This is a genomic window from Kribbella hippodromi, from assembly GCF_039531045.1.
In the GTDB taxonomy this organism is placed as follows: Bacteria; Actinomycetota; Actinomycetes; order Propionibacteriales; family Kribbellaceae; genus Kribbella; species Kribbella hippodromi.
In genome coordinates this window covers 71875-92647 of record NZ_BAAAPH010000020.1, presented here as the reverse complement: position 1 = coordinate 92647, position 20773 = coordinate 71875, and the positions used below count along the sequence as shown (strand labels likewise).

Here is a 20773-nt window from a genome sequence, read left to right as displayed (position 1 = left end):
CCCGAAGGTAGTCCGGTCGCGCACGAGGCACCAACCCCGGGACTACACCGGGGGTACGCCGTGGCGCTTGTGGCTGAAGGTGCGGTCCTTGGACTGGGCGGCGGCGAGGCGGGCGATCAGGTCGGCGCGGAGATTCTCCGGCTCGACGATCGCGTCGATGACCAGGTCGGCGGCCAGCCGGAGGATGTCGATGTCGGTCTCGTACTCCTCGCGCAGCTTGGACACGTACTCGACCCGTTCGGTCTCGTCCGCGATCTCCTGGATCTTGTTGTAGTACACGGCGTTGATCGCGGCCTCCGGGCCCATCACGGCGATCTTCGCGGTCGGCAGCGCGATGCACGCGTCGGGCGAGAAACCGGGGCCGCACATCGCGTACAGGCCGGCGCCGTACGCCTTGCGGACGATCACCGACACCGTCGGCACGGTCGCCTCGGACACCGCGGTGATCATCTTCGCGCCGTGCCGGATGATCCCGGCCCGCTCGACCTCGCTGCCGATCATGAAACCGGGGACGTCGCACAGATAGATCAGCGGTACGTTGAACGCGTCGCACAACCAGATGAACCGCGCTGCCTTGTCCGCCGAGTCGACGAACAGCACCCCGCCCTTCACGGCCGGCTGGTTCGCGACGATCCCGACCACCTGCCCGGCGAGTAGTCCGAAACCGACCACGAGCTCCGGCGCGTACGCCGGTTTGATCTCGAAGAACGTGTCCGCGTCCAGTACGGCATCGATCACGTCGTGGATGTCGAACCCGACGCTCTCCTCGGCCGGCACCAGCTCGCGGGTGAAGTCGCGACCGGGTTCCGACGCGTCGTACGACGGTGGCCGCGACCGCCACGAACCGGGCAGGTACGAGAAGTACTGCCGGGCGAGCTCGATCGCCTCGGTGTCGTCGCTCGCGAGCAGATCACCGCAGCCGGACACACTGGTGTGCATCCGGGCGCCGCCCATCTCCTCCAGCGTGACCTTCTCGCCGACGACCATCTCCGCCATCCGCGGCGAACCCAGGTACATGGACGCGTTCCCGTCGACCATGATGACGATGTCGCAGAACGCCGGGATGTACGCGCCACCCGCCGCCGACGGACCGAACAGGCAGCAGATCTGCGGCACCTTGCCGGACAGCGCGACCTGGTTGTGGAAGATCCGGCCCGCGCCGCGACGGCCCGGGAACAGCTCGACCTGGTCGGTGATCCGGGCGCCGGCGGAGTCGATCAGCCAGAAGATCGGCAGTTCATCGCGGAGCGCGACCTCGGTGATCCGGACGATCTTCTCCACCGTCCGGGCGCCCCACGAGCCCGCCTTCACGGTCGGGTCGTTCGCGACGATCAGGCCCGGCCGGCCGTCGATCAGCGCGCGACCGGTGACCACGCCGTCCGCGGGCAGGCCGGGGTTCAGCGCGTTCGCCAGCTGCGCCTCCTCGACGAAACTGCCTTCGTCGACGAGGAGCGCGATCCGGTCCCGTACGTACAGCTTGTGCTGGCTGTCGAGCTTGGCCGCCGCCTTCTCCGACGGAGCCAGCGTCGCCTCGCGAGCAACCTTGACCTCGGTCCAGTGGTCGTGGGTCATGTGGTCATCATTCCACTGGGAGGCCGAGACCCCGGGCAATCAGCATCCGCTGTACTTCCGACGTACCCTCGCCGATCTCCAGGATCTTGGCGTCGCGATAGAAGCGGGTCACCGGGTACTCCTCCATGAACCCGTAGCCACCGAACACCTGGGTGGCGATCCGGGTCGCGGTCACCGCGGACTCGGTCGCGTACAGCTTCGCCACCGACGCGGCCTGCTTGAAGTCGGCCACCGACGCGACGGCGTCCTTCATCGCGGCGGCCCGGTAGATCAGCATCTCGCTCGCGTCGGCCATCACCTTCAGGTCGGCGATCTGGAACGCGACACCCTGCTTACGGCCGATCGGCCCGCCGAAAGTCTGCCGCTCGCCCGCGTACTGGATGGACATCTCCAGGCAGGCGCGGATGCAGCCGAGCGCGACTGCCGCGATCGCGACCCGCCCGTCGTCGAGCGTGGCGAGGAACTGCCCGAAGCCCTTCCCGCGCTGACCGAGCAGGTTCGCCTCGGGTACGCGGCAGCCCACGAAGGACAGCGGGTGCGTGTCACTCGCGTGCCAGCCGAGCTTGTCGTACGCCGCTTCCGCCGTGAAACCGGGCGTGCCGGCCGGGACGATGATCGTCGAGATCTCCGCCTTGCCGTCCGGCTTCGTGCCGGTCCTCGCGGTCACTGTCACACACGACGTCATCGCGGAGCCGGAGTTGGTGATGAACTGCTTCGACCCGTCGATCACCCACTCGTCGCCGTCCAGCACCGCGCGGGTCTTGGTCGCGCCGGCATCCGATCCGGACTCCGGCTCGGTCAGCCCGAACCCGGCCAGCCGCCGGCCCGCGACCAGGTCGGGCAGCCAGGTGGCCTTCTGCTCGGCGGTGCCGTAGGTCAGGATCGGGTTGATGCCGAGCCCGACCGCCGCCTCGAGCGTGATCCCCATCGACTGGTCGGCGCGCGAGATCTCCTCGATCGCCACGCACAGACTGGTGAAGTCACCGCCGGCGCCGCCGTACTCCTCCGGCGCGGTCAGCCCGAACAGGCCGAGCCCACCCATCTTCTGCACGACCTCGACCGGGAAGTAGTGCTTGCGGTCCCACTCCGCCGCGTGCGGCGCGATCTCCGCCTCGGCGAACTCCCGGACACTGTGCCGGAACTCCCGATGCTCCTCGGACAACTCGAACATGCCGCACTCCTTCGTGCTTGACGCTTACGTAAACGTAAAGCACGCTGGCAGCATGCACAAGGCTGCGCGGACCTGGTCGATCGCCGAACTGGCGGCCGAGTACGAGGTGACGCTGCGCACCATTCGCTTCTACGAGGACCGCGGCCTGCTCACCCCCGAACGCCGCGGCACGGTCCGCGTGTACCACCCCCGCGACCGCATCCGCCTGGCGCTGATCCTGCGCGGCAAACGCCTCGGTTTCTCCCTCGACCAGATCGCCAAGATCGTCGACATGTACGACGCCGAGCCCGGCGAGGAAGGCCAGCTCGTCTACCTCCTCGACCAGATCACCCACCGCCGCGCCGAACTCGAACAACGCCGCCAGGACATCGACCAAACCCTCGCCGAACTCTCCGAAGTGGAAACCCGCTGCCGCACCGACCTCCAGGCCCTCCGCACGCAAATCACCACCCACAAATCACCAGCCGACGGGTGAACCCTCCGCAACCCGCCCACCGTCATTTCAGGGGTGAACGTCTGCCCTTGCCCGTTCACCCCCCGCCTGCGGATGGTGAACGGACGCGATCGGAGGTCCACCCCTCAAATGGCGACGGTCAGCCGGCCGCCCCGCACCTCCACCGCGACGTTGCCCGGGCTCTCGACCGTCGTTCCGCGGAGCACCCAGGTGCCGGCGACCGCTACGGCCTGTTGCACCACGAGCTCGGCTCGATGGTGCTCGGTCGCCGCCCGGTACTCGACCAGCACGACCTCACCGCCCTCCGGAGAACCTTGGACCGCCTTCGCCTCGGGAACCGGCTCGGGGCACAACGCCCGAGCCAGGTCGCGGACCCCGCGCCGGAGGTGCTCGTCCGCGGCGAACTCGGTCATCGTCTCGCGGAGGTACGGTGCGAGCTCGTCACCGCCGGCCGCGATCCAGTGCTCGATCAGCCGGCGGAACGCTGCCTGCCGCCGCACCCGGAGACCACCGGCTGCAATCATCGCGGCCCCCGAACCAGCGAACGCCCGCGCGATCTTGTGCACCGGCATCTCATCCGCGAGGGACGGGTACCGGACCGCCCGCACGTCGAGCATGGCGCGGTGCAGGACGATGGCCGCGAGCAGTCCGGCGTCGGCCAACCGACCACCCGCCCGACCAGCGCGGCGTGCCGCCGGACCGGGCAGGGTGGCGGCGCGGCGTACCGTCGGATTGGGTGGGGTGGCGGCGTCGGCGGCGTGGCCGGCGGTTGAGTGGTGCCACCAGCTGTCGTGGATCCAGGATGTGGCGTGGGTGGCGCGCAGTACGCCGGTTGGGCCGATCGTCAGCTGGTCGGCGATGGTTGTTCCGAGGGAGTTGCTGGAGTCGAACCGGAGTTCCTCGACGCCGTCGAAGCGCAGGTCGAGCTCGGCCGGCCCGGCGTCGTCCTGATCGATCTCGAACCGTCGGTCGGCGGCCAGCAGCAGTGCGGCACGAAGCCCATCGGCGGAGCGCTCCACCACCAAGTGCCGCACCCGGGTCGACGCCAGGTCGTAATCAGTCGCGAGCGCAACTGCAACCTCGGGCGTCAACGGCTCTTGCGGTGCGTGCACCTTTCCGTCGTACCCGCGCCGGCCGCCTTCGGTCCGCGACACCGGTGGCAGGCTGAGCGACCGACCGCAGGCTGCTGCTTGTTCCAGCACCCAGTCCCGGCGCTCCGTCCCGAAGTCCGCCATCCAGCGGAAGCCTGCCTCCGCCAGCACAGCCTGTCGCGAGCCCCGCGCGACAGCAGCGTGGACGAACGGGAAGGTGTTGTTGTCCCAGACATCCGAGACCCGCACGATCAGGGTCCGGTCGAACGCGCGCGCATCCGCCGAGGCTGCCGCGATCGACTCGAGCGACCGGTCCAGCACCGCTCCCCACAACTCCAGCACCGTCGCATCAAACCGCGCGCCGGGCTGTCACACAACCTGCTACTGGGTGGTTTGTTCGAGGATTTGTTTGGCTCGGTCGAGGGCTGAGACTTCGGTGTCCATGGAGTGCTGGACCGGCTTGGTCATCAGGAGTTTTTTCAGGCCGGTGAGGTCGGCGGTGAGTTTCAGGGTTACTTCGGTGCCGTCGGGGACGGGCTCGAAGCGGTAGTCGCCGATGGGGCGGACGGGGCCGGCGGTGACCTCGAAGGCCAGGTGGCTGTCCGGTTCGTACGCGGTGACCTTGTAGTCGGACGGGATCGCGCGGCCGCCGGGACCGGCGATGCGCTGCCGGTACGTCATGCCTGGACCGATCGGGCCGTTGCGGATGATTTCCTTGACCCCGGTACGCCACTGCGGGTCGTTCTCACCGTCCGCGAAGTACGCGAACACCGCTGCCGGTGGACGGTGGATCCGGATCGTGTGCACAGCCTCGGGCATGATGCGCCCCTATCGAAGAATCGGCTACGTGCGCTTGCGGCGCCCGTACATCCAGTAGGCGATCGGCGCGGCGCCGACCGAGTTCACCAGGGTGATGACGACCGCCCAGAGAGCCTTCGGGCCCTTGACCTCGGCAGCGGGCCGGCGGGCGAGATCCACCAGGGCGGCCACCTTGAGTACGCCCTCGGCGGCTGCGCCGATCACGATCAGCCGCCGGTACCTGGGGCTCAGGTCGGCCCATTTCTTCCCATTCACCTCTCCACGATGCGCCCCGGTGGGCGGGGTACGCAAGCGTCCACGCTCACTGTGCGTACTCGAACCTGCTGAGGTTCTCCAACCGGCCAGGTGCTTGGGGCAGTTGGCGGTTGGCGAGGGCTTGGTCGTAGCGGTGGAGGGCGAGCGCGGCCAGGCGGGGGTCGGCGCCGAGCGGGGCGGAGACGGGGTGCGGACCGGCGAGGCGGCGGGTGCGGTCGGCGAAGAAGCCGGGCGCGAGCAGGTAGGTGGCGACGGCCAGGCGAGATTTGGTGCGGGCGAGGACGGATTGGAGGCGTTCGCCGGCGCCGGAGAGGTAGCCGACGGTGACCGGCCGCGCGATACGGGCGCTCAACAGCCCGGCGGTTTCCTCGCAATCGCGCAAGGCGCGCGGATCCGAGGAACCAGCTGCGGCAAGCACCACCTGATCAACAGGCAGCTCGGCAGCGGCGGGGTAGTGATCGGGGAAGCAGGCGGCGAGGCGGTCTGTGAGGATATCCGCGAGGGCTGGGTCGGGGCCGAGCGCCGGGGCGGTGTGAAGCTGGTTGGGGTACCGGTTGGCCTCGGCCGCGATGTCGACGTACACGTGATAGCCCGCGCTCAGCAACAGCGGCACCGCAACCGCTTCGTCGGTGTCGGCAGTGATGCGGCGTACGAGTGACGGCAGCGCCGGCGTCAGCAGATCCACGAACCCCAGCGAAACCGCAACCTCCGGCCGCGCCCGCGCCATCAACCGCACCAGCTCATGCACAACCCGGATGCCACCCGGATCAGCAGTCCCATGCGCAACCGCCACCAGATCAACCGGCTGCACGGCCGTGCGGCCGGCAGCGGAGATCATGTGGGTACTCCGGCTGTTTCAACGGACAGGCGGTACCCGCGGCGGACCACTGTCCGGATCAGGTCAGGCCGCCCTACCGCTGTCCGGAGCCGGTTGACGGTCACTTCGACCGCATGCACGTCCTCCGCACCAGGGAGAACAGCCAGCAGCTCAGGCCGGGACACCACGTCACCCCCAGCCGCGACCAGTGCAGCGAGTACGGCACGTGGCCCAGGCCCCAGCGGCAGCACCGCACCATCCAGCACCGCCGCCCCGCCCCGGATCACCAGCAACCCGAACTCGGTCTCGATCGACCGCGCATTGTCAGCCGTCAACCGATCAGTGACGATCCGGATCAACGCCCCCAACCGGTACCGATCCGGAACCAGCGGCTCCAACCCCAACGCCACAAAGGGCCCTGCCGTCACAGGACCCACACACGCGTTCAGCACCCGCCCAGTACGCAACGCCGACACCAACGCGTCGTACTGCCCGCCCAACGCCGCCGCGTCGAGCATCGCCTGCGCACCGGGCGCCGAGGTGTGTACGACAGCATCGACCGTCCCCGCGCAAACCTGACTGATCATCCGCTCGACCGCCACCGGGTCCGGCGCGGGCCCCCACCGGTACACCTCCAACCCGCGTACGGACGCTCCCGCCGCCCGCAGCTCGTCCTGCAGCGACGGATCCGACAACCCATGCAACTGCACGACGATCTTCCGCCCGTGAATGCCCTGCGCGCACAGCCAATCCACCACCTCGGCCGTCGTCTCGGACCGCGCCGACCAGTGCTCGACCAGCCCGGCCGCCCGGATCGCGCCGCGTGCTTTCGGGCCGCGGGCAAGGATGCGCGACTGTTCGAGCGTGCCGAGCAGCTCCGCCGCCAGCCCGGCCGTGTCGGCCGCCTCGATCCAGCCGCGAAACCCGACCGCGGTGGTGACCACGACATCGTCCGGCGGGTTCGCGATCACCCGCCGGGTCGACTCGATCAGCGCGTGGTCGTCCGCGACCGGCACGATCTGCAACGTCGGCGCGTGCACCACCTTCGCGCCACGCCGCTCGAACGAGGCGATCAGATCCTCCGCCCGCCGATGCGCCGTGACCGCGATCGTGCAGCCACTGAGCGGCCCCGACCTGATCGTCACCGCGTCCGCGCCAAACCGTCAGCCCGCGCCGAACCGTCAGCCCGCGCCAATCCGTCAGACAGGGCGGCTACGACCACCTGCCCTTCGATCACTTCCACCGGGTACACCGGCAGCACCACCTCGGGATCGTCCAGGCACACCCCGGTGCGCAGATCGAAGACCTGCTTGAACATCGGCGACGCCACCGTCGGGACCTCGCCCCGGCTGCCGACGATCCCGCGCGACATCACATTCGCCCCGCTGAACGGATCTTGGTTGCCGATAGCAAACACCTCCCCCGCGTGCGTACGAAACAAGGCGATCTGTACGTCCCCGAGCAACGCGGCGGCACCGCGCTCCGGGAGCAGCACATCGTACGCGCAGACCGTGGTCGAACCAACCGCGATGACACTCATCGGCGAACCTCCAATCGGGGACCGGCCAGCAGGACCGGCTCGAGCTGGTCGCGTTCGGTGGCCGAGGCCGGGCGCGGCTGGTTGCGCTCGACCACGTACCGCAGGTCGGCGTCCGGCTGGTCCGGCGCGTTCACGAACGACACGAACCGCGCCAGCTTCGCCGGATCGTTCAGCGTCGCCTGCCATTCGTCCACGTACGAGTCGACATGCAAGGCCATCGCCGCATCGAGATCGGCCGCGATGCCGAGGCTGTCGTTCAGTACGACGTCGCGGACATGGTCCAGTCCGCCCTCGAGTTCGCGAATCCACACCGACGTACGCTGCAACCGGTCTCCGGTGCGGATGTAGTACATCAGGAATCGGTCCACGGCCCGGAACAGTTCCTCGTCGGTCAGATCGGACGCGAGCAGCTCGGCGTGCCGCGGTGTCATCCCGCCGTTCCCGCCCACGTACAAGTTCCAGCCCTTCTCCGTAGCGATCACGCCCACGTCCTTGCCGCGCGCCTCGGCACACTCGCGCGCGCAGCCGGACACGCCGAGCTTCAGCTTGTGCGGCGAGCGCAGCCCGCGGTACCGCAGCTCCAGTGCGATCGCCATCCCGACCGAGTCCTGCACGCCGTACCGGCACCAGGTCGATCCGACGCAGGACTTCACCGTCCGCAACGCCTTGCCGTACGCGTGTCCCGACTCGAATCCGGCATCGACCAGGCGCTTCCAGATCGCCGGCAGCTGCTCGATCCGCGCGCCGAACAGGTCGACCCGCTGCCCGCCGGTGATCTTCGTGTACAGCCCGAAGTCGCGCGCCACTTCGCCGATCGTGATCAGTCCGTCCGGGGTGATCTCACCACCGGGAATCCGCGGTACGACGGAGTACGTCCCGTCCTTCTGCAGGTTCGCCATCACGTGGTCGTTGGTGTCCTGCAGCGCCGCACGCTCCCCTTCGAGGACGTGCCCGGCCGGGTCCAGACTGGCCAGGATCGACCCGACCACCGGCTTGCAGATGTCACAGCCGCGCCCGCTGCCGTGCCGCTCGACGATCTCGCTGAACGTGCGCAGCCCGGTGACGCGGACGACGTCGAACAGCTCGGCCCGGGACAGCGTGAAGTGTTCGCACAACGCCTTGCTGACCTCGACACCGGCCTTGGTGAGCTCGGCGTTCACGAGGTTCTTCACGATCGGCAGGCAGGAACCACACGAAGACCCGGCCTTCGTCCGCCCGCACACCGACTTGACGTCCGCACATCCTTCGTCGCGGACCGCGCACCGGATCGTCCCCGCGGACACGTTGTTGCACGAGCACACCGGCGCATCGTCAGGCAGCTCGAGTTGCACCGGCGCGGCGCCTTCCGGCAGCAGAAAAGCGGCCGGGTCCGCGCCCAGTTCCCGGCCGACCATCGGCCGCAACCCGGAGTACGCCGACGCGTCGCCGACCAGGATTCCACCAAGCAGCGTACGGGCGTCGTCGGACAGCACGAGCTTTTTGTAAACACCGGCGACCGGGTCCGCGTACACGATGTCCAACGCGCCCTCGGTCGCACCGAACGCGTCGCCGAAACTCGCCACATCCACGCCGAGCAGCTTCAACTTGGTCGACGTGTCCGCGCCCGGGAAGGTCGCCTCGCCGCCGAGCAGCCGGTCCGCGACGATCTCGGCCATCGTGTACCCGGGCGCGATCAGGCCCCACACACGCCCTTCGATACAAGCGACTTCGCCGATCGCCCAGACACCGGGGACCGAGGTCCGGCAGGCCTCGTCCACCACGACGCCGCCGCGTTCGCCGAGTTGCAGACCGGCGGCGCGGCCGAGGTCGTCGCGCGGGCGAACGCCGGTCGCGAACACGACCACATCGGCCGGCAGATCGGGGCCGTCGGCAACAGCCATCGCCCGTGCCGCGCCCTGGGACGTGAGTTTGACCCGTTGGCACTGAGTCGCGGTGAGTACGTCGACGTCGAGCCCTTCGATCAGCCGGGCCAGCGCGGAGCCGCCGCCTTCGTCGACCTGCAACGGCATCAACCGTGGCGCGAACTCGACGACCTTCGTCGCGGCACCGAGCGCCCGGAGCGCACCGGCAGCCTCCAGACCGAGCAGTCCACCGCCGACCACGACACCGTTGACCTGCTTGCCTTCGGACTTGAGGCGCTCCACGTACACGCGGAGGGCTGCGACATCGTCAATGGTCCGGTAGACGAAACAGCCTTGGGCGTCGTTGTTCTTCACCGGTGGGATGAAGGCGGACGAGCCGGTGGCGAGGACCAGTTCGTCGTACGCGACCTGCTCGCCGCGCGCTGTGGTGACTGTCTTGGCGGTGGTGTCGATCGCGGTGACCTGGACGCCCTTGCGGAGGTTGACTGCTGGGTCGTTCCACAGGTCGGGGTCGCCGAGGGACAGGTCCTGCGGGTCGCGACCGGAGAAGTAGCTGGTCAGTGCGACCCGGTCGTACGGCAGCCGCGGTTCCTCGGCGAACACGGTGATCCGGTGGCTGGTGCCGGTGTCGCGCTGGCGAAGGGCTTCGACCAGTCGGTGCGCGACCATGCCGCCGCCGACCACCACCACGTGCCTGGCCCTGCGGAGCTCTGCCATCGTCGCCCTCCTGCTGCTCGGGACTGGTTCGGTCTCGCCGCGCCGGAGGCGGTCGAGCAGTTCACCGACGGCGCCGGTGCAACTGCCGCACCCGGTCGTCGCCCGTGTGGTGGCGGCGATGCCGTCGACGCTGTCGGCACCCCCACGCCAGGCCGTCTCGATCGCGGCCCTGGTAACGCCGTTGCACCTGCACACGGTCGCCACTCGCTTCTTCGGTACGACCGGCGCAGCCAGCAGACCGTCCGCGACAACCGGGGTCCCCCGGTCAGCCAGCAACACCAGCTCAGCCGCTACGTCCGGTGCACCTACTACGACCGCCGACCGCACTACACCGTCGCGCAGCACGGCCCGTACGTACCGCTGGTCATCCTCTAGCCGGACTACTTCCCCGGCCTCGTCCTGCGGGCCTAGTACCAACACGTCCAGTCCACCCGCGGTAACCCGCACCACCTCAACTACGGACGCCGGCGTGGGCTGCTGGGTGGTCAGAGTGGTGGCGAGGGCTTCGGCGTGCGCCCAGGCCGCAGCGACTGTCCCGGTCAGGCGGCTGTTGACTTCAGCGCAGTCACCTATTGCGTGGACTCGCGGGTCATCCGGGCTGGTGAGTGTCTCGTCCACCACGATGCCGTCTTGGACAGTCAGGCCGCCCGCAAGAGCAGTCCGCGCTCGTACACCACATGCGACGACCAGGAGGTCCCCGTACACCTGTTGCCCGTTCCGCAGCGTCAGCGCCTGGAAGCGGTAGTCCTTCAGCTCAGAATTGAGTAGTACTTCCACGCCGAGCTGCCGGACCGCCCGGGTGACTCGGCGGCCGGCGGAGGCCCGGATCGTCTTGTCCAGCAAGGTTTCACCGTCGTGTACCAGCGTCACCGCGACACCACGCTCGCGCAGCGCACAGGCGGTCTCGACGCCTAGTACACCTCCGCCGAGCACCACCACCCGCCGCACCTGCTTGGCGGCAGTCACGATCGCCTGGGCATCCGCTGCGGACCGCAGTACGCAGACTCCCTCCCCCGCGACTGGTGCTACTGGCTCAGCACCGGTCGCAAAGACCAGGTGGTCGTACAGATGCTCAGAGCCGTCAGAGTCGGTCACGACCCGTCGAACCCGGTCCACTGCAACCGCGGTCACGACTGGCTCATCCCCCAGCGCCAAAGAGCTGCGGCCCGCGATGTACTCGGTCAGTCGGCTGCGGTTGTATGACGGCTCGTCGCCAAGCACAGTCACGTCGTCCGCGGGCAGCAACGAAGCCAGCCGCCGACCGGCCATGCCTCCGCCGACGATCACCACCCTCATGCGGACACCTCCGCCACCGGCAGGCTCGCCGCACTGACCTGCACCGCACAGGCCTTGAACTCCGGCATCCCCGACACCGGGTCCAGTACGTCGTTGGTCAGCTCGTTGACCGCACCAACGCCCCCGAAATGGAACGGCACAAAGATCGTGTCCGGGCGTACGTCAGCAGTCACCCGCGCAGGCAGCACCATCGAGCCACGCGCCGTACGCAACCGCACCGGACGACCGTCACCGATCCCCAACTGCGCCGCCACCCGCGGATGCAGCTCCGCGAACACCTCCGGCTCCGCCTCCGCCAGCTCAGGCACCCGCCGCGTCTGCGCCCCACTCTGGTAGTGCTGCAGCAGCCGCCCGGTCACCAGGTACATCGGGGCACCAGCGTTGAGATCATCCGCCACCGGCCGGTGATCGACCGGCACCACATGCGCGCGCCCGTCCGGCGTAGCGAACCGGTCCGCGAACAGCCGCGGCGTACCTGGATGCTCTACGTGTGGCACCGGCCAGAACAGCGCCTCACCCGCGTCCAGCCGTTCCCACGTGATCCCTGAGTAGTCCGCTCGCCCGCCGGCACTCGCCAGCCGCAGCTCCTCGAACACCTCCTGCGGGTCCGTGGAGAACCCCTCCACCCCAAGGCGCTCGGCCAGTCCGGCGAACACCGCTAGATCGCTGCGTACTTGGCCGGGCGCTGCTACTGCCGTACGCCGCCGCAGCACCCGCCCTTCGAGGGACGTCATCGTGCCGTCCTCTTCGGCCCACTGCGTCACCGGGAAGACCACATCCGCGAGCAGAGCGGTCTCCGACGGTACGACATCGGCCACTACCAGCAGGTCCAGTGCAGCCAGGCGCTCCCGTACTGAGGCGAGGCGCGGCGCGGACACCAGTAGATTGCTGCCGTGTACGAGCAGCGCCTTCGGGCCGGTGTCCGTGCCCAGGGAGTTGATCAGCTCGACCGCACTCTTCCCCGGACCAGGCAGGTCCTCCGGCCGTACGCCCCAAACCCCTGCTACATAAGCACGTGCGGCCGGGTCCGAGATGCTCCGGTAACCAGGGAGCTGATCGGCCTTCTGACCGTGCTCGCGACCGCCCTGTCCGTTGCCCTGCCCGGTTATGCACCCGTAGCCGCTACCGAGCCGCCCCGGCAGGCCGAGCGCCAGTGCGAGGTTGATGCAGGCAGTGACCGTGTCCGTGCCCTTGCTGTGCTGCTCTGCACCGCGTCCAGTCAGGATGAACGCACCAGCACCACCGTGCACCGGAGCGGCTGCCGCGAGTACCCGCGCAGCCTGGCGGATCGTTGCTGCTGGTACACCGGTCACTCGCTCGGCCCGCTCCGGCCACCAGGCGGCTGTGGAACGGATGAGCGAGTCCGGGTCATCGGTACGCTCCTGCAGGTACGCCTTGTCGGCTAGACCCTCCTGCAGCACCACGTGCGTCAGTGAAAGCACCAGCGCCAGGTCCGTACCCGGCGTGGCTTGCAGGTGGAGAGCGCCAGTCAGTGCAGCTGTCGCGGAGCGACGTGGATCGACGACCAGCAGGCCGCCCGCGTCTCGTACGCCCTGCACATGTGCCACGGCCGGCGGCATCGTGTCGGCGAGGTTGCTACCCACCAGCAGCACCGCACCGGCACCGCCGAGGTCCGCCAGCGGGAACGGCAAGCCCCTGTCGATCCCGAACGCCCGGTTCGTCGCAGCAGCCGCCGACGACATGCAGAACCGTCCGTTGTAGTCCACATTCGCCGTACGCAACGCCACCCGCGCGAACTTGCCGAGCGCATACGCCTTCTCGTTGGTCAGTCCACCACCACCGAACACCGCGACCGCATCACGCCCGTACGCCGCGTGCAGCGACTGGAGCCGATCGGCAACGAAGTCCAGTGCAGCGTCCCAGGTCGTCTCCACCAGTACGCCGTCAGCGTCGCGGACCAGCGGGGTGGTGAGCCGGTCCGGCGCTGTCAGTACGTCAGGAGCCGTCCAGCCCTTGCGGCACAGTCCACCTTGATTGGTGGGGAAGTCGCGCGGCCGTACCTCCAGCTTGACCGGATGCAGCGTAGTGGCGCACTGCAGCGCGCAGTACGGACAGTGCGTGGCTACTGGCGTCACACGCGCTCCCGGCTGAGCGGGCCGCCCTTGCGCAGGTAGCAGAAGTACGTGACCAGCAGGCAAAGCACGTAGAAGCCGCAGAAGACGTACAACGCCGGGACCAGCGAACCGAAGTGGCTGGTCGACATCGCGAATCCACGGGGCACCAGGAACCCTCCGTACGCGCCGACCGCCGACGCGATCCCGATGCACGCTGCCGCCTCCCGCCGCGCCCGGCCCGAGTCGTCCGGCGTGGTGAGCCGGAAGACGGCCGGGATCATCCGGTACGTCGACCCGTTCGCGATGCCGCTGGCGACGAACAGGACCAGGAAGCTACCCAGGAACGCCGGGAAGCTCTCCGCGTTCAGCGCGAACACGGCGGACAGGATGCCGAGACCCATCACGACGAAGGAGCACACCGTCACCCACGCGCCGCCGACCCGGTCGGCCAGCCTGCCGCCGAACGGCCGCGCGACCGACCCGACCAGCGCCCCGAGGAACGCGTAGTGCGCGGGCGTGATGTCCGCGAAGGTGGTCTTGATCAGCAGCGGAAACGCGGCGCCGAAGCCGATGAACGAGCCGAACGTGCCGATGTACAGGAACGAGATCACCCAGGTGTGCGGCCGCTTCGCCGCCGCGATCGAGGTCCGGAACGAGGAGTTCGCGACCGACAGGTTCGCCATCGCCTTCCAGGCCCAGACCGCGGCCAGCACGATCAGCGGCAGCCACATCAGGCCGGCCCGGTTCAAGGTGAGGCCGGCGCCGGCGACGATGATGATCGGAACCAGCAACTGCACGACGGCGACGCCGAGGTTCCCGCCGGCCGCGTTCACGCCGAGCGCGAAGCCCTTCTCCTTCTCCGGGTAGAAGAACGAAATGTTCGTCATGCTGCTGGCGAAGTTGCCGCCGCCGACACCAGCGGTCGCCGCCACCAGCGCCATCAGCCAGAACGGGGTGGTGGGTTGCGTCATGAAGTACGACAGACCAACGGTCGGTACGAGCAGCAGCAACGCGGAAACGACCGTCCAGTTCCGCCCGCCGAAGCGCGGGACGGCGAACGTGTACGGCAGCCGGAGCGTCGCGCCGACCAGACTGGGCAACGCGACCAGCCAGAACAACTGGTCGGTGCTGTAGGTGAAGCCGGCTCTCGGCATCGAGACCACGACGATGCTCCAGAGCTGCCAGACCGAGAAGCCGAGGAACTCGGCGAAGATCGACGGCCACAGGTTCCGCCGCGCGACCGCCCGGCCCTTCCCGGCCCAGAAACCGCTGTCCTCGGGATCCCAGACGTCGATCCAGCGCCCGCGCCGCGGCGCCTCGACCGTACCGACCGCGCCGCTGCCATCGCGGTGCGCGACAGCAGCCTGTCCTGCCTCGAGCGTCATCGCAGTTCTCCGATCATCCGACCCAAGAGGGCGTCTGGGAACTGTGCGCCTACTGCGCGGCACTCGGCGGGCACAGTTCCCAGACGCCCTCTTACTGATTAGGCCTGGACGTTATGACCGGGGTGTTTCCGCGTAGTCATCTTGTTGTTACGCCGCCGAAACGGCTCCCGCACACCGGTCGCCGGTGGGTGAGAGATCAACCGGTACTGTCGGCGTACCGACGGCGAGGGGACGATCGTGAAGCGGTGGATGTGGCGGGCGGGGATCGCGGCGGTACTGATCATCTGGCTGGTGCTCGGCTCACTCGGCGGCCCGGCGGTCGGCAAACTGAGCGAGGTCCAGCAGAACGACAACGCCAACTTCCTGCCGAAACAAGCCGAGTCGACCCAGGTCGCGAACGCGGCGGCCAAGTTCACCGACTCGAAGATCCTGCCGTACTTCGTCCTGGTCGAACGCGATTCCGGGATCACCGCCGTGGACCGCGCGAAGGTCGCCGCGTTCATCGCGAAGATCCCGGCGCTGGACCTCGGCGGCGGAAAGAAGCTCAGCGACTACCTGGTCGCCCCGATCGGTCCGCCGGCGCCGTCGAAGGACGGGAAGGCGCTGCTGATCACCGTACAAACCAGCAGCGATCGCGCCGATGAAGTGGTCAAGCAGGGCGAGACCGCGCTGTACGCCGTCGCGGACTCACTGCGCACCGACATCAAACAGGACCTCACCCCGACCGGACTTCAGGTGTACGTGACGGGCCCGGGCGGCGTGTTCGCGGACTTCGTGGTCGCGTTCAGCGGGATCGACGGGATCTTGCTGGGCGTGGCGCTCGCCGTGGTGTTCGTGATTCTGCTGATCGTGTACCGGAGCCCGATCCTGCCGATCGCCGTCCTGCTCACCGCCGTGTTCGGCCTCGCGCTCGCCGCGCTGGTGGTGTACCCGCTGGCGAAGCACGGCGTGCTCCAACTGAACGGCCAGAGCCAGGGCATCCTCTTCATCCTCGTCGTCGGTGCCTCCACCGACTACGCACTGCTGCTGGTCTCCCGTTACAAAGAGGAACTGCACGACTACGAAAGCAAGTACCAGGCGATGCGGGTCGCGTGGCGGGCGTCGATCGAGCCGATCGCGGCCAGCGCGGCGACGGTCATCCTCGGTCTGCTGTGCCTGCTGCTCTCCCAGCTCGGCAGTACGAAGGGCCTCGGACCGGTCGGCGCACTCGGGATCGCCGGAGCGTTCGTCGCGGCGATGACGTTCCTGCCGGCCATTCTGCTCGCGTTCGGGCGGCGGATCTTCTGGCCGTCGATCCCGCGCCTGGACCACGTACACTCCCGCGACCAGGTCGGCGGGCGGCGGCTCTGGGGCCGCATCTCCGGGCTGGTCGGGCGGCGCGCCCGCCGGGTGTGGGTCGTGACCGCGCTGGCGTTGCTGGCGTGCGCGGCCTTCCTGCCGACGTTCAAGGCCAGCGGCACGTCGCAAGAGGACCTGTTCTTGAACAAGGTCGAATCGGTCACCGGGCAGGAGCAACTCGGCAAGCACTTCGACGCCGGCGCTGGTACACCGGTCGAGATCCTCACCCCGGTCGCGCAGGCCGACCAGGTGATTCAGACCGCGACCAAGGTCAGTGGGGTCGGTGCGGCGTCCGCCTCGGCGGCTCCCGGCGTACCGCCGAAGGTTGTCGACGGCAAGGTGCTGGTGCAGGCGACGCTGACGGTCCCGGCGGACTCACCAGGCGCCACTCAAGTGGTCAAACATCTGCGATCCGAGCTCGACAAGGTCAGTCCGGACATCCTGGTCGGCGGCAACACCGCGATCAACCTCGACGTACTGGATGCGTCGCAACGCGATCTGCGCGTCATCATCCCGACCATTCTCGCGGTCATCTTCGTCGTACTCATGCTGCTGCTGCGCTCGCTGGCCGCGGCCGTACTCCTGGTGATCGCCAACGTCCTGTCCTTCGGCGCCACCATCGGGGTCAGCGCGCTGGTCTTCAACCACCTCTTCGACTTCCCCGGCGCCGACCCCGGCATCCCGCTCTACGCCTTCGTCTTCCTGGTTGCCCTGGGCATCGACTACTCGATCTTCCTGATGACCCGGGTACGCGAGGAGTCCCACACCGAAGGCACCAGACCGGGCGTCCTGATCGGCCTGGCGGTGACGGGCGGCGTCATCACCTCCGCCGGCGTCGTGCTGGCCGCCACCTTCTCCGCACTGGCCGTCCTCCCCATCCTCTTCCTGGCCCAAATCGCCTTCATGGTCGCCTTCGGCGTCCTCCTCGACACCACAGTCGTCCGCTCCCTCCTCGTCCCCTCCCTCGCCCACGACCTCGGCAAAAAAGTCTGGTGGCCCAGCAAACTCAGCCGCGCCGGAAAATAGGAGAGTCAGGAAGCTCAGCTTGCCCGGAGCAAGTGAGCGGCTTCCTCGGCGAGGTGCTCCGCTTGACCAAGCGGGAACGGAACTACGCCGAGGTCTGCCCAGGCATCTTCGGCGTCAGCGAACACTTCACGCTGTACAGCCGACGACGGCGGTACGTACAGCACCCTGATCGCGACGTCGGGGATCAGGTCGATCGGACGTTGGTTGGTTCGTCCGGGGTTCAGCAGAACTCCGCCGTGTTCACGAAGTCGCTTAATTGCGTAGCTCGAGGCCTGAATGTCCTGCGTCAGGCCGTCCAGCGACCGGCGATTGAAAGACCAAACCTGAGACAGCTGAGCGATCCGCTGCTCACCAATCGCAAACTCGAAGCGCGCGTGCTGGCGACCGACCTGGAGCCTGACGCGACGCTGCACCTCTCTTGGCGAGAGTTCTCCAGCCGTGTAGAACGCGTCGCGGAGCTCACGAACCGCAGAATCCCGCTCACTGCTCCTGACTTGTCCCTCAGAACTCACAATTAGTTGGTCGTAGAGGAGATCGGCTGCGGACTCCGCGCTGGCCGCTCGAAGGGGAAGCGGCGACGAGATCTGCAACGTGTTGTTCAGATGACGCCTGATGCGATCCAGCCAGGCGAGAGAGAGGCGCGGTAGCGACTCGTGCTGGTTCCGTCGTACGTGGAGCGACTCCGGAGCAACAGCCAACCGAATCCGGTCGAGCCAATCCTGCACCACTCTGGCGTCGCCGCCGAGCCGCGATGCTCTCGCCAACGACGGGACGGTACGGACCGCCCAGTCGGACGCCTCGTCGCTCCCTACGATCAGCCCGACGTTCACGAACTCACCACGGGCCGAGTCGGGTACATATCGCAGTAGCCAGTAGCTGTAACCCATATCACTCGACCTCCGTCCCGATTCGGTCATCGCAGCGACCTGCCGGCATCTCTCAGCCGCACAGCTACCTGTGTACGCCTTCGGTACAGCAGCCAGGCTACGGTCTCGAGCTCGAACTGCGGTACCTGCCAGGCGGTTGGCACACATGCTACGGCCTCCAGCAACTGTTGCACGGTCACGGCGTGGAGCCGATCCGCGACCTCGTGGAAGGCCGCCTTGTCCATACCGATCACCGATTCGTCCCAAGACCAGTCGACGCCAACATCGCGCTCGAGCTGGTCGCCGCTCCAGCCGAAGCCGCCGCCGAGCCACAGGCCATGGTCGAAGCTCCAGATCGAACGATCGTCATCAAGGTCGTAGAGCCACTGCTCGTCTTCTCCAAGACACCAATCCCACAGGGCCGCCAGGGCAGGCTGGCGCCGTTGGTTGTCGTCGTGAAATGTGTACAGCAGTTCATCTACGACGTCTGCCGACGGGAGGTTGAGTGAGCCGTGCGCGACTCCGGAGGCCAGCCGCTGAGTCTCGCCGTACTTCCAGCCGGCGAGTTCGTGCGGCACGGTGACCAAGGCTGTCGGCCGCACTGGTGCGTCGATCAACCTCCCGGCCGCTGCGACCAACTGCTCCGTCACCAGGATTTGATCGCCCTGCGGATTGCCGAGGGGTTTGATCCAGTACTGATTGCCGGATTCTGCTATTCCCAGGAAAGCTGCTGCACCCGAGTCTGTGGTCCGCACTGGCGCCATCAGTACCTCGGTTGCCTCCGATCGGCGTACGCCGTCGAGAGCACCGCGCCAATCCTCGCGACGTTCCACCTGCAGAAGAATCGCATAAGCCCGGCGGATTGCCTATTCAGGATTCACGATAATCCGTCGTGGCCCTAACGTAGGCGCGTCGTCGGCTCACCTGATTTCTCGTAGTCTCGTTGGATGGAGACGTTTGAGGGGACGATTGAGGTCGGCGATGGGGGCGGGGCTTGGGTGGAGGTGCCTGGGGAGGTTGTGGCCGCGCTTGGTGGGGGTGGGCGGATTGCGGTGCGGGCCGCCTTTGATGGGGTTGAGTATCGCGGGTCGATTGCGTCCATAGGTGGGTGTATGGCGCTTGGGGTGCTGAAGAGCATTCGGAGTGAGCTGGGAAAGGGTGGGGGTGATGCGGTGACGGTTACGGTCGAGCTGGATGGGGATCCGCGGACGGTTGACGTGCCGGAGGATCTCGCGGCGGCGCTGGCGGGGGCTGGTGTGCGGGAGGCGTTTGATGCGTTGAGTTACAGCCGTCGGCGGGAGCACGTGAACGCGATCGACGACGCGACGAAGCCGGAAACACGCGAGCGGCGGATCGCGAAGGCGGTTGAAGCGCTCAAGGGCGCGTGAAGGCCGAGGGCTTTTTGACGACCGAGGGGCCGGGGCGCGTGGGCGGCACGGCCGAGGGGTCGGGGCGCGTGGGCGGCGGCTCGAGCAACGCGTTGGCTCGCGGGGTTTGGTGGTAGATCATCTTGTGGGCGGTGATGAGGTTGGCGTTGCGGAGGATGCGTAGGTGTCTGCCGACCGTGCCGAGTGACAGGTCGAGGGTTTCGGCCAGGTCGGTGACGCTCGCCGGGCGCGCGAGCGCTTCGAGGATTCGCGTACGGCCGCGCCCGATCAGCTGTTCGACGGCCAACCGGGCGTCGGGCGTGCTTTCGGTGGCTGCGCGGCGTGCTGGGTAGACCAGGGCGTACCCGCGGGTCACGCTTTCGCACAACCAGGTGCCGCCACGCAGCGTGACTGGGACGAACTGGAGTCCTTCGTCGCCGACGTGTACGTCCGCGCCGGACTGCCCGCTGAATTTGATGCTGTCGGCACCGATCCACTTGCTGCGCGAACTCATTCCGTCCAGGGCGCGCGGCCAGCCGTACGCTGCCAACAGGCCGGCGCGATAGATCACTTCCTGCTCCAGTGCACGCCGGCGCCGCGGCCAGTCCGGGGCGACGTACTCGTTCCAGACCGACTGCAGCACCGCCGCGAACCGTGTGCCGAGGTCCCGCCCGCGAATCCAGCTCGGGTCGTGGTCGATCCAGCAATGCTCGATCGCCACCTCCAAACCGGCGCAGATCTCACGGTCCGTCATCGTCAGCATCGGGTCGAGCTCGTCCGCGAGCGCCGTGTTCATCCCACCGCTGGGCGGCAGCACCACAACGTCCGGCAGCCACTTCGTCGCGCTCAGCAGGTCAGCGAGCCCACTGAGAAACGGGTCCTGTTCAAGCCGCCGGTTGAAGGGCAGCTGATGACGCCGGTACCAGGCATACAGCCACGGATCGGGCTGTCCGCGCCGCAGGCTGATGATCGCGCCAACGGTCTCGGCGAGCGGGGACAGCGCGAACCGTGACCGGGACAGCGCCAGTGAGTTGAGCCGCAGCAGGGTCAACTTCTGTCTCCTAACGCATGGGTGGGTTTCGCCGCTCGGCGAAAGAGTCGTGCTGGTGGGTCGCGTAGCTG

17 protein-coding genes are annotated in these 20773 nt (G+C 68.0%); 3 read left to right on the top strand and 14 right to left on the bottom strand.

Going from position 1 to position 20773, the window contains the following annotated elements; translation table 11 throughout:
• Positions 1-42: 42 nt before the first annotated feature.
• Positions 43-1572, bottom strand: a complete 1530-nt coding sequence (locus tag ABD260_RS27650) for an acyl-CoA carboxylase subunit beta (protein ID WP_344237960.1) — start codon at positions 1570-1572, stop codon at positions 43-45.
• Between the two features lie 7 nt (positions 1573-1579).
• Complete coding sequence (locus tag ABD260_RS27645; protein WP_344237958.1) at positions 1580-2743, bottom strand: acyl-CoA dehydrogenase family protein; 1164 nt, start codon at positions 2741-2743, stop codon at positions 1580-1582.
• A 52-nt stretch (positions 2744-2795) separates the two neighbouring features.
• Here ABD260_RS27645 and ABD260_RS27640 point away from each other — a divergent pair, with 52 nt between their 5' ends.
• Complete coding sequence (locus ABD260_RS27640; protein ID WP_344237956.1) at positions 2796-3218, top strand: MerR family transcriptional regulator; 423 nt, start codon at positions 2796-2798, stop codon at positions 3216-3218.
• A gap of 104 nt (positions 3219-3322) precedes the next feature.
• Here ABD260_RS27640 and ABD260_RS27635 read toward each other — a convergent pair whose 3' ends face one another.
• From ABD260_RS27635 to ABD260_RS27595, 9 genes are read right to left on the bottom strand one after another with little or no spacing between them, the layout of a single operon-like run.
• Positions 3323-4630, bottom strand: a complete 1308-nt coding sequence (locus tag ABD260_RS27635; protein WP_344237954.1) for a hypothetical protein — start codon at positions 4628-4630, stop codon at positions 3323-3325.
• Positions 4631-4669: 39 nt separating this feature from the next.
• Positions 4670-5107, bottom strand: a complete 438-nt coding sequence (locus ABD260_RS27630) for an SRPBCC family protein (RefSeq protein ID WP_344237953.1) — start codon at positions 5105-5107, stop codon at positions 4670-4672.
• 24 nt (positions 5108-5131) lie between these two features.
• Positions 5132-5362, bottom strand: coding sequence for a hypothetical protein (locus ABD260_RS27625; RefSeq protein ID WP_344237951.1), 231 nt, complete (start codon positions 5360-5362; stop codon positions 5132-5134).
• Between the two features lie 46 nt (positions 5363-5408).
• Entirely contained in the window at positions 5409-6200 is a 792-nt protein-coding gene (locus ABD260_RS27620; protein ID WP_344237949.1) for a sirohydrochlorin chelatase, read from the bottom strand.
• Entirely contained in the window at positions 6197-7324 is a 1128-nt protein-coding gene (locus tag ABD260_RS27615; protein ID WP_344237947.1) for a uroporphyrinogen-III synthase, read from the bottom strand. The genes ABD260_RS27620 and ABD260_RS27615 overlap by 4 nt, the downstream gene beginning before the upstream one ends.
• Positions 7321-7719, bottom strand: a complete 399-nt coding sequence (nirD, locus tag ABD260_RS27610; protein WP_344237945.1) for a nitrite reductase small subunit NirD — start codon at positions 7717-7719, stop codon at positions 7321-7323. Before nirD ends, ABD260_RS27615 begins: the two co-directional genes overlap by 4 nt.
• Positions 7716-11594 (bottom strand): nitrite reductase large subunit NirB, encoded by a 3879-nt coding sequence (nirB, locus tag ABD260_RS27605; protein ID WP_344237943.1) that lies wholly within the window; start codon positions 11592-11594, stop codon positions 7716-7718. Before nirB ends, nirD begins: the two co-directional genes overlap by 4 nt.
• The gene (locus tag ABD260_RS27600; RefSeq protein ID WP_344237941.1) at positions 11591-13690 is read right to left on the bottom strand and encodes a molybdopterin oxidoreductase family protein; all 2100 of its coding nucleotides are present in this window, start codon (positions 13688-13690) and stop codon (positions 11591-11593) included. The genes nirB and ABD260_RS27600 overlap by 4 nt, the downstream gene beginning before the upstream one ends.
• Entirely contained in the window at positions 13687-15054 is a 1368-nt protein-coding gene (locus ABD260_RS27595; protein WP_344237939.1) for an MFS transporter, read from the bottom strand. Before ABD260_RS27595 ends, ABD260_RS27600 begins: the two co-directional genes overlap by 4 nt.
• A 237-nt stretch (positions 15055-15291) precedes the next feature.
• Here ABD260_RS27595 and ABD260_RS27590 point away from each other — a divergent pair, with 237 nt between their 5' ends.
• Positions 15292-17418 (top strand): MMPL family transporter, encoded by a 2127-nt coding sequence (locus ABD260_RS27590; RefSeq protein WP_344237937.1) that lies wholly within the window; start codon positions 15292-15294, stop codon positions 17416-17418.
• 14 nt (positions 17419-17432) lie between these two features.
• Here the strand turns inward: ABD260_RS27590 and ABD260_RS27585 are convergent, their stop codons facing one another.
• The gene (locus tag ABD260_RS27585) at positions 17433-18305 is read right to left on the bottom strand and encodes a DUF3037 domain-containing protein (protein WP_344238087.1); all 873 of its coding nucleotides are present in this window, start codon (positions 18303-18305) and stop codon (positions 17433-17435) included.
• Positions 18306-18331: 26 nt separating this feature from the next.
• Positions 18332-19048 (bottom strand): hypothetical protein, encoded by a 717-nt coding sequence (locus ABD260_RS27580; RefSeq protein ID WP_344237935.1) that lies wholly within the window; start codon positions 19046-19048, stop codon positions 18332-18334.
• A gap of 183 nt (positions 19049-19231) precedes the next feature.
• On the opposite strand from ABD260_RS27580, the gene ABD260_RS27575 reads away from it, so the two are divergent.
• Complete coding sequence (locus ABD260_RS27575) at positions 19232-19672, top strand: YdeI/OmpD-associated family protein (RefSeq protein WP_344237933.1); 441 nt, start codon at positions 19232-19234, stop codon at positions 19670-19672.
• On the opposite strand, the gene ABD260_RS27570 is transcribed toward ABD260_RS27575, so the two are convergent.
• Positions 19659-20702, bottom strand: a complete 1044-nt coding sequence (locus ABD260_RS27570) for an ArsR family transcriptional regulator (RefSeq protein WP_344237931.1) — start codon at positions 20700-20702, stop codon at positions 19659-19661. The two genes, ABD260_RS27575 and ABD260_RS27570, sit on opposite strands and share 14 nt — an antisense overlap.
• Positions 20703-20773: the final 71 nt, after the last annotated feature.

Coding starts and splice junctions, on each gene's coding strand:
- ABD260_RS27640 (WP_344237956.1), top strand. CDS start 2,796: ATGCACAAGGCTGCGCGGACCTGGTCGATCGCCGAACTGGCGGCCGAG.
- ABD260_RS27645 (WP_344237958.1), bottom strand. CDS start 2,743: ATGTTCGAGTTGTCCGAGGAGCATCGGGAGTTCCGGCACAGTGTCCGG.
- nirD (WP_344237945.1), bottom strand. CDS start 7,719: ATGAGTGTCATCGCGGTTGGTTCGACCACGGTCTGCGCGTACGATGTG.
- nirB (WP_344237943.1), bottom strand. CDS start 11,594: ATGAGGGTGGTGATCGTCGGCGGAGGCATGGCCGGTCGGCGGCTGGCT.
- ABD260_RS27595 (WP_344237939.1), bottom strand. CDS start 15,054: ATGACGCTCGAGGCAGGACAGGCTGCTGTCGCGCACCGCGATGGCAGC.
- ABD260_RS27580 (WP_344237935.1), bottom strand. CDS start 19,048: ATGGCGCCAGTGCGGACCACAGACTCGGGTGCAGCAGCTTTCCTGGGA.
- ABD260_RS27575 (WP_344237933.1), top strand. CDS start 19,232: ATGGAGACGTTTGAGGGGACGATTGAGGTCGGCGATGGGGGCGGGGCT.
- ABD260_RS27630 (WP_344237953.1), bottom strand. CDS start 5,107: ATGCCCGAGGCTGTGCACACGATCCGGATCCACCGTCCACCGGCAGCG.
- ABD260_RS27650 (WP_344237960.1), bottom strand. CDS start 1,572: ATGACCCACGACCACTGGACCGAGGTCAAGGTTGCTCGCGAGGCGACG.
- ABD260_RS27620 (WP_344237949.1), bottom strand. CDS start 6,200: ATGATCTCCGCTGCCGGCCGCACGGCCGTGCAGCCGGTTGATCTGGTG.
- ABD260_RS27585 (WP_344238087.1), bottom strand. CDS start 18,305: ATGGGTTACAGCTACTGGCTACTGCGATATGTACCCGACTCGGCCCGT.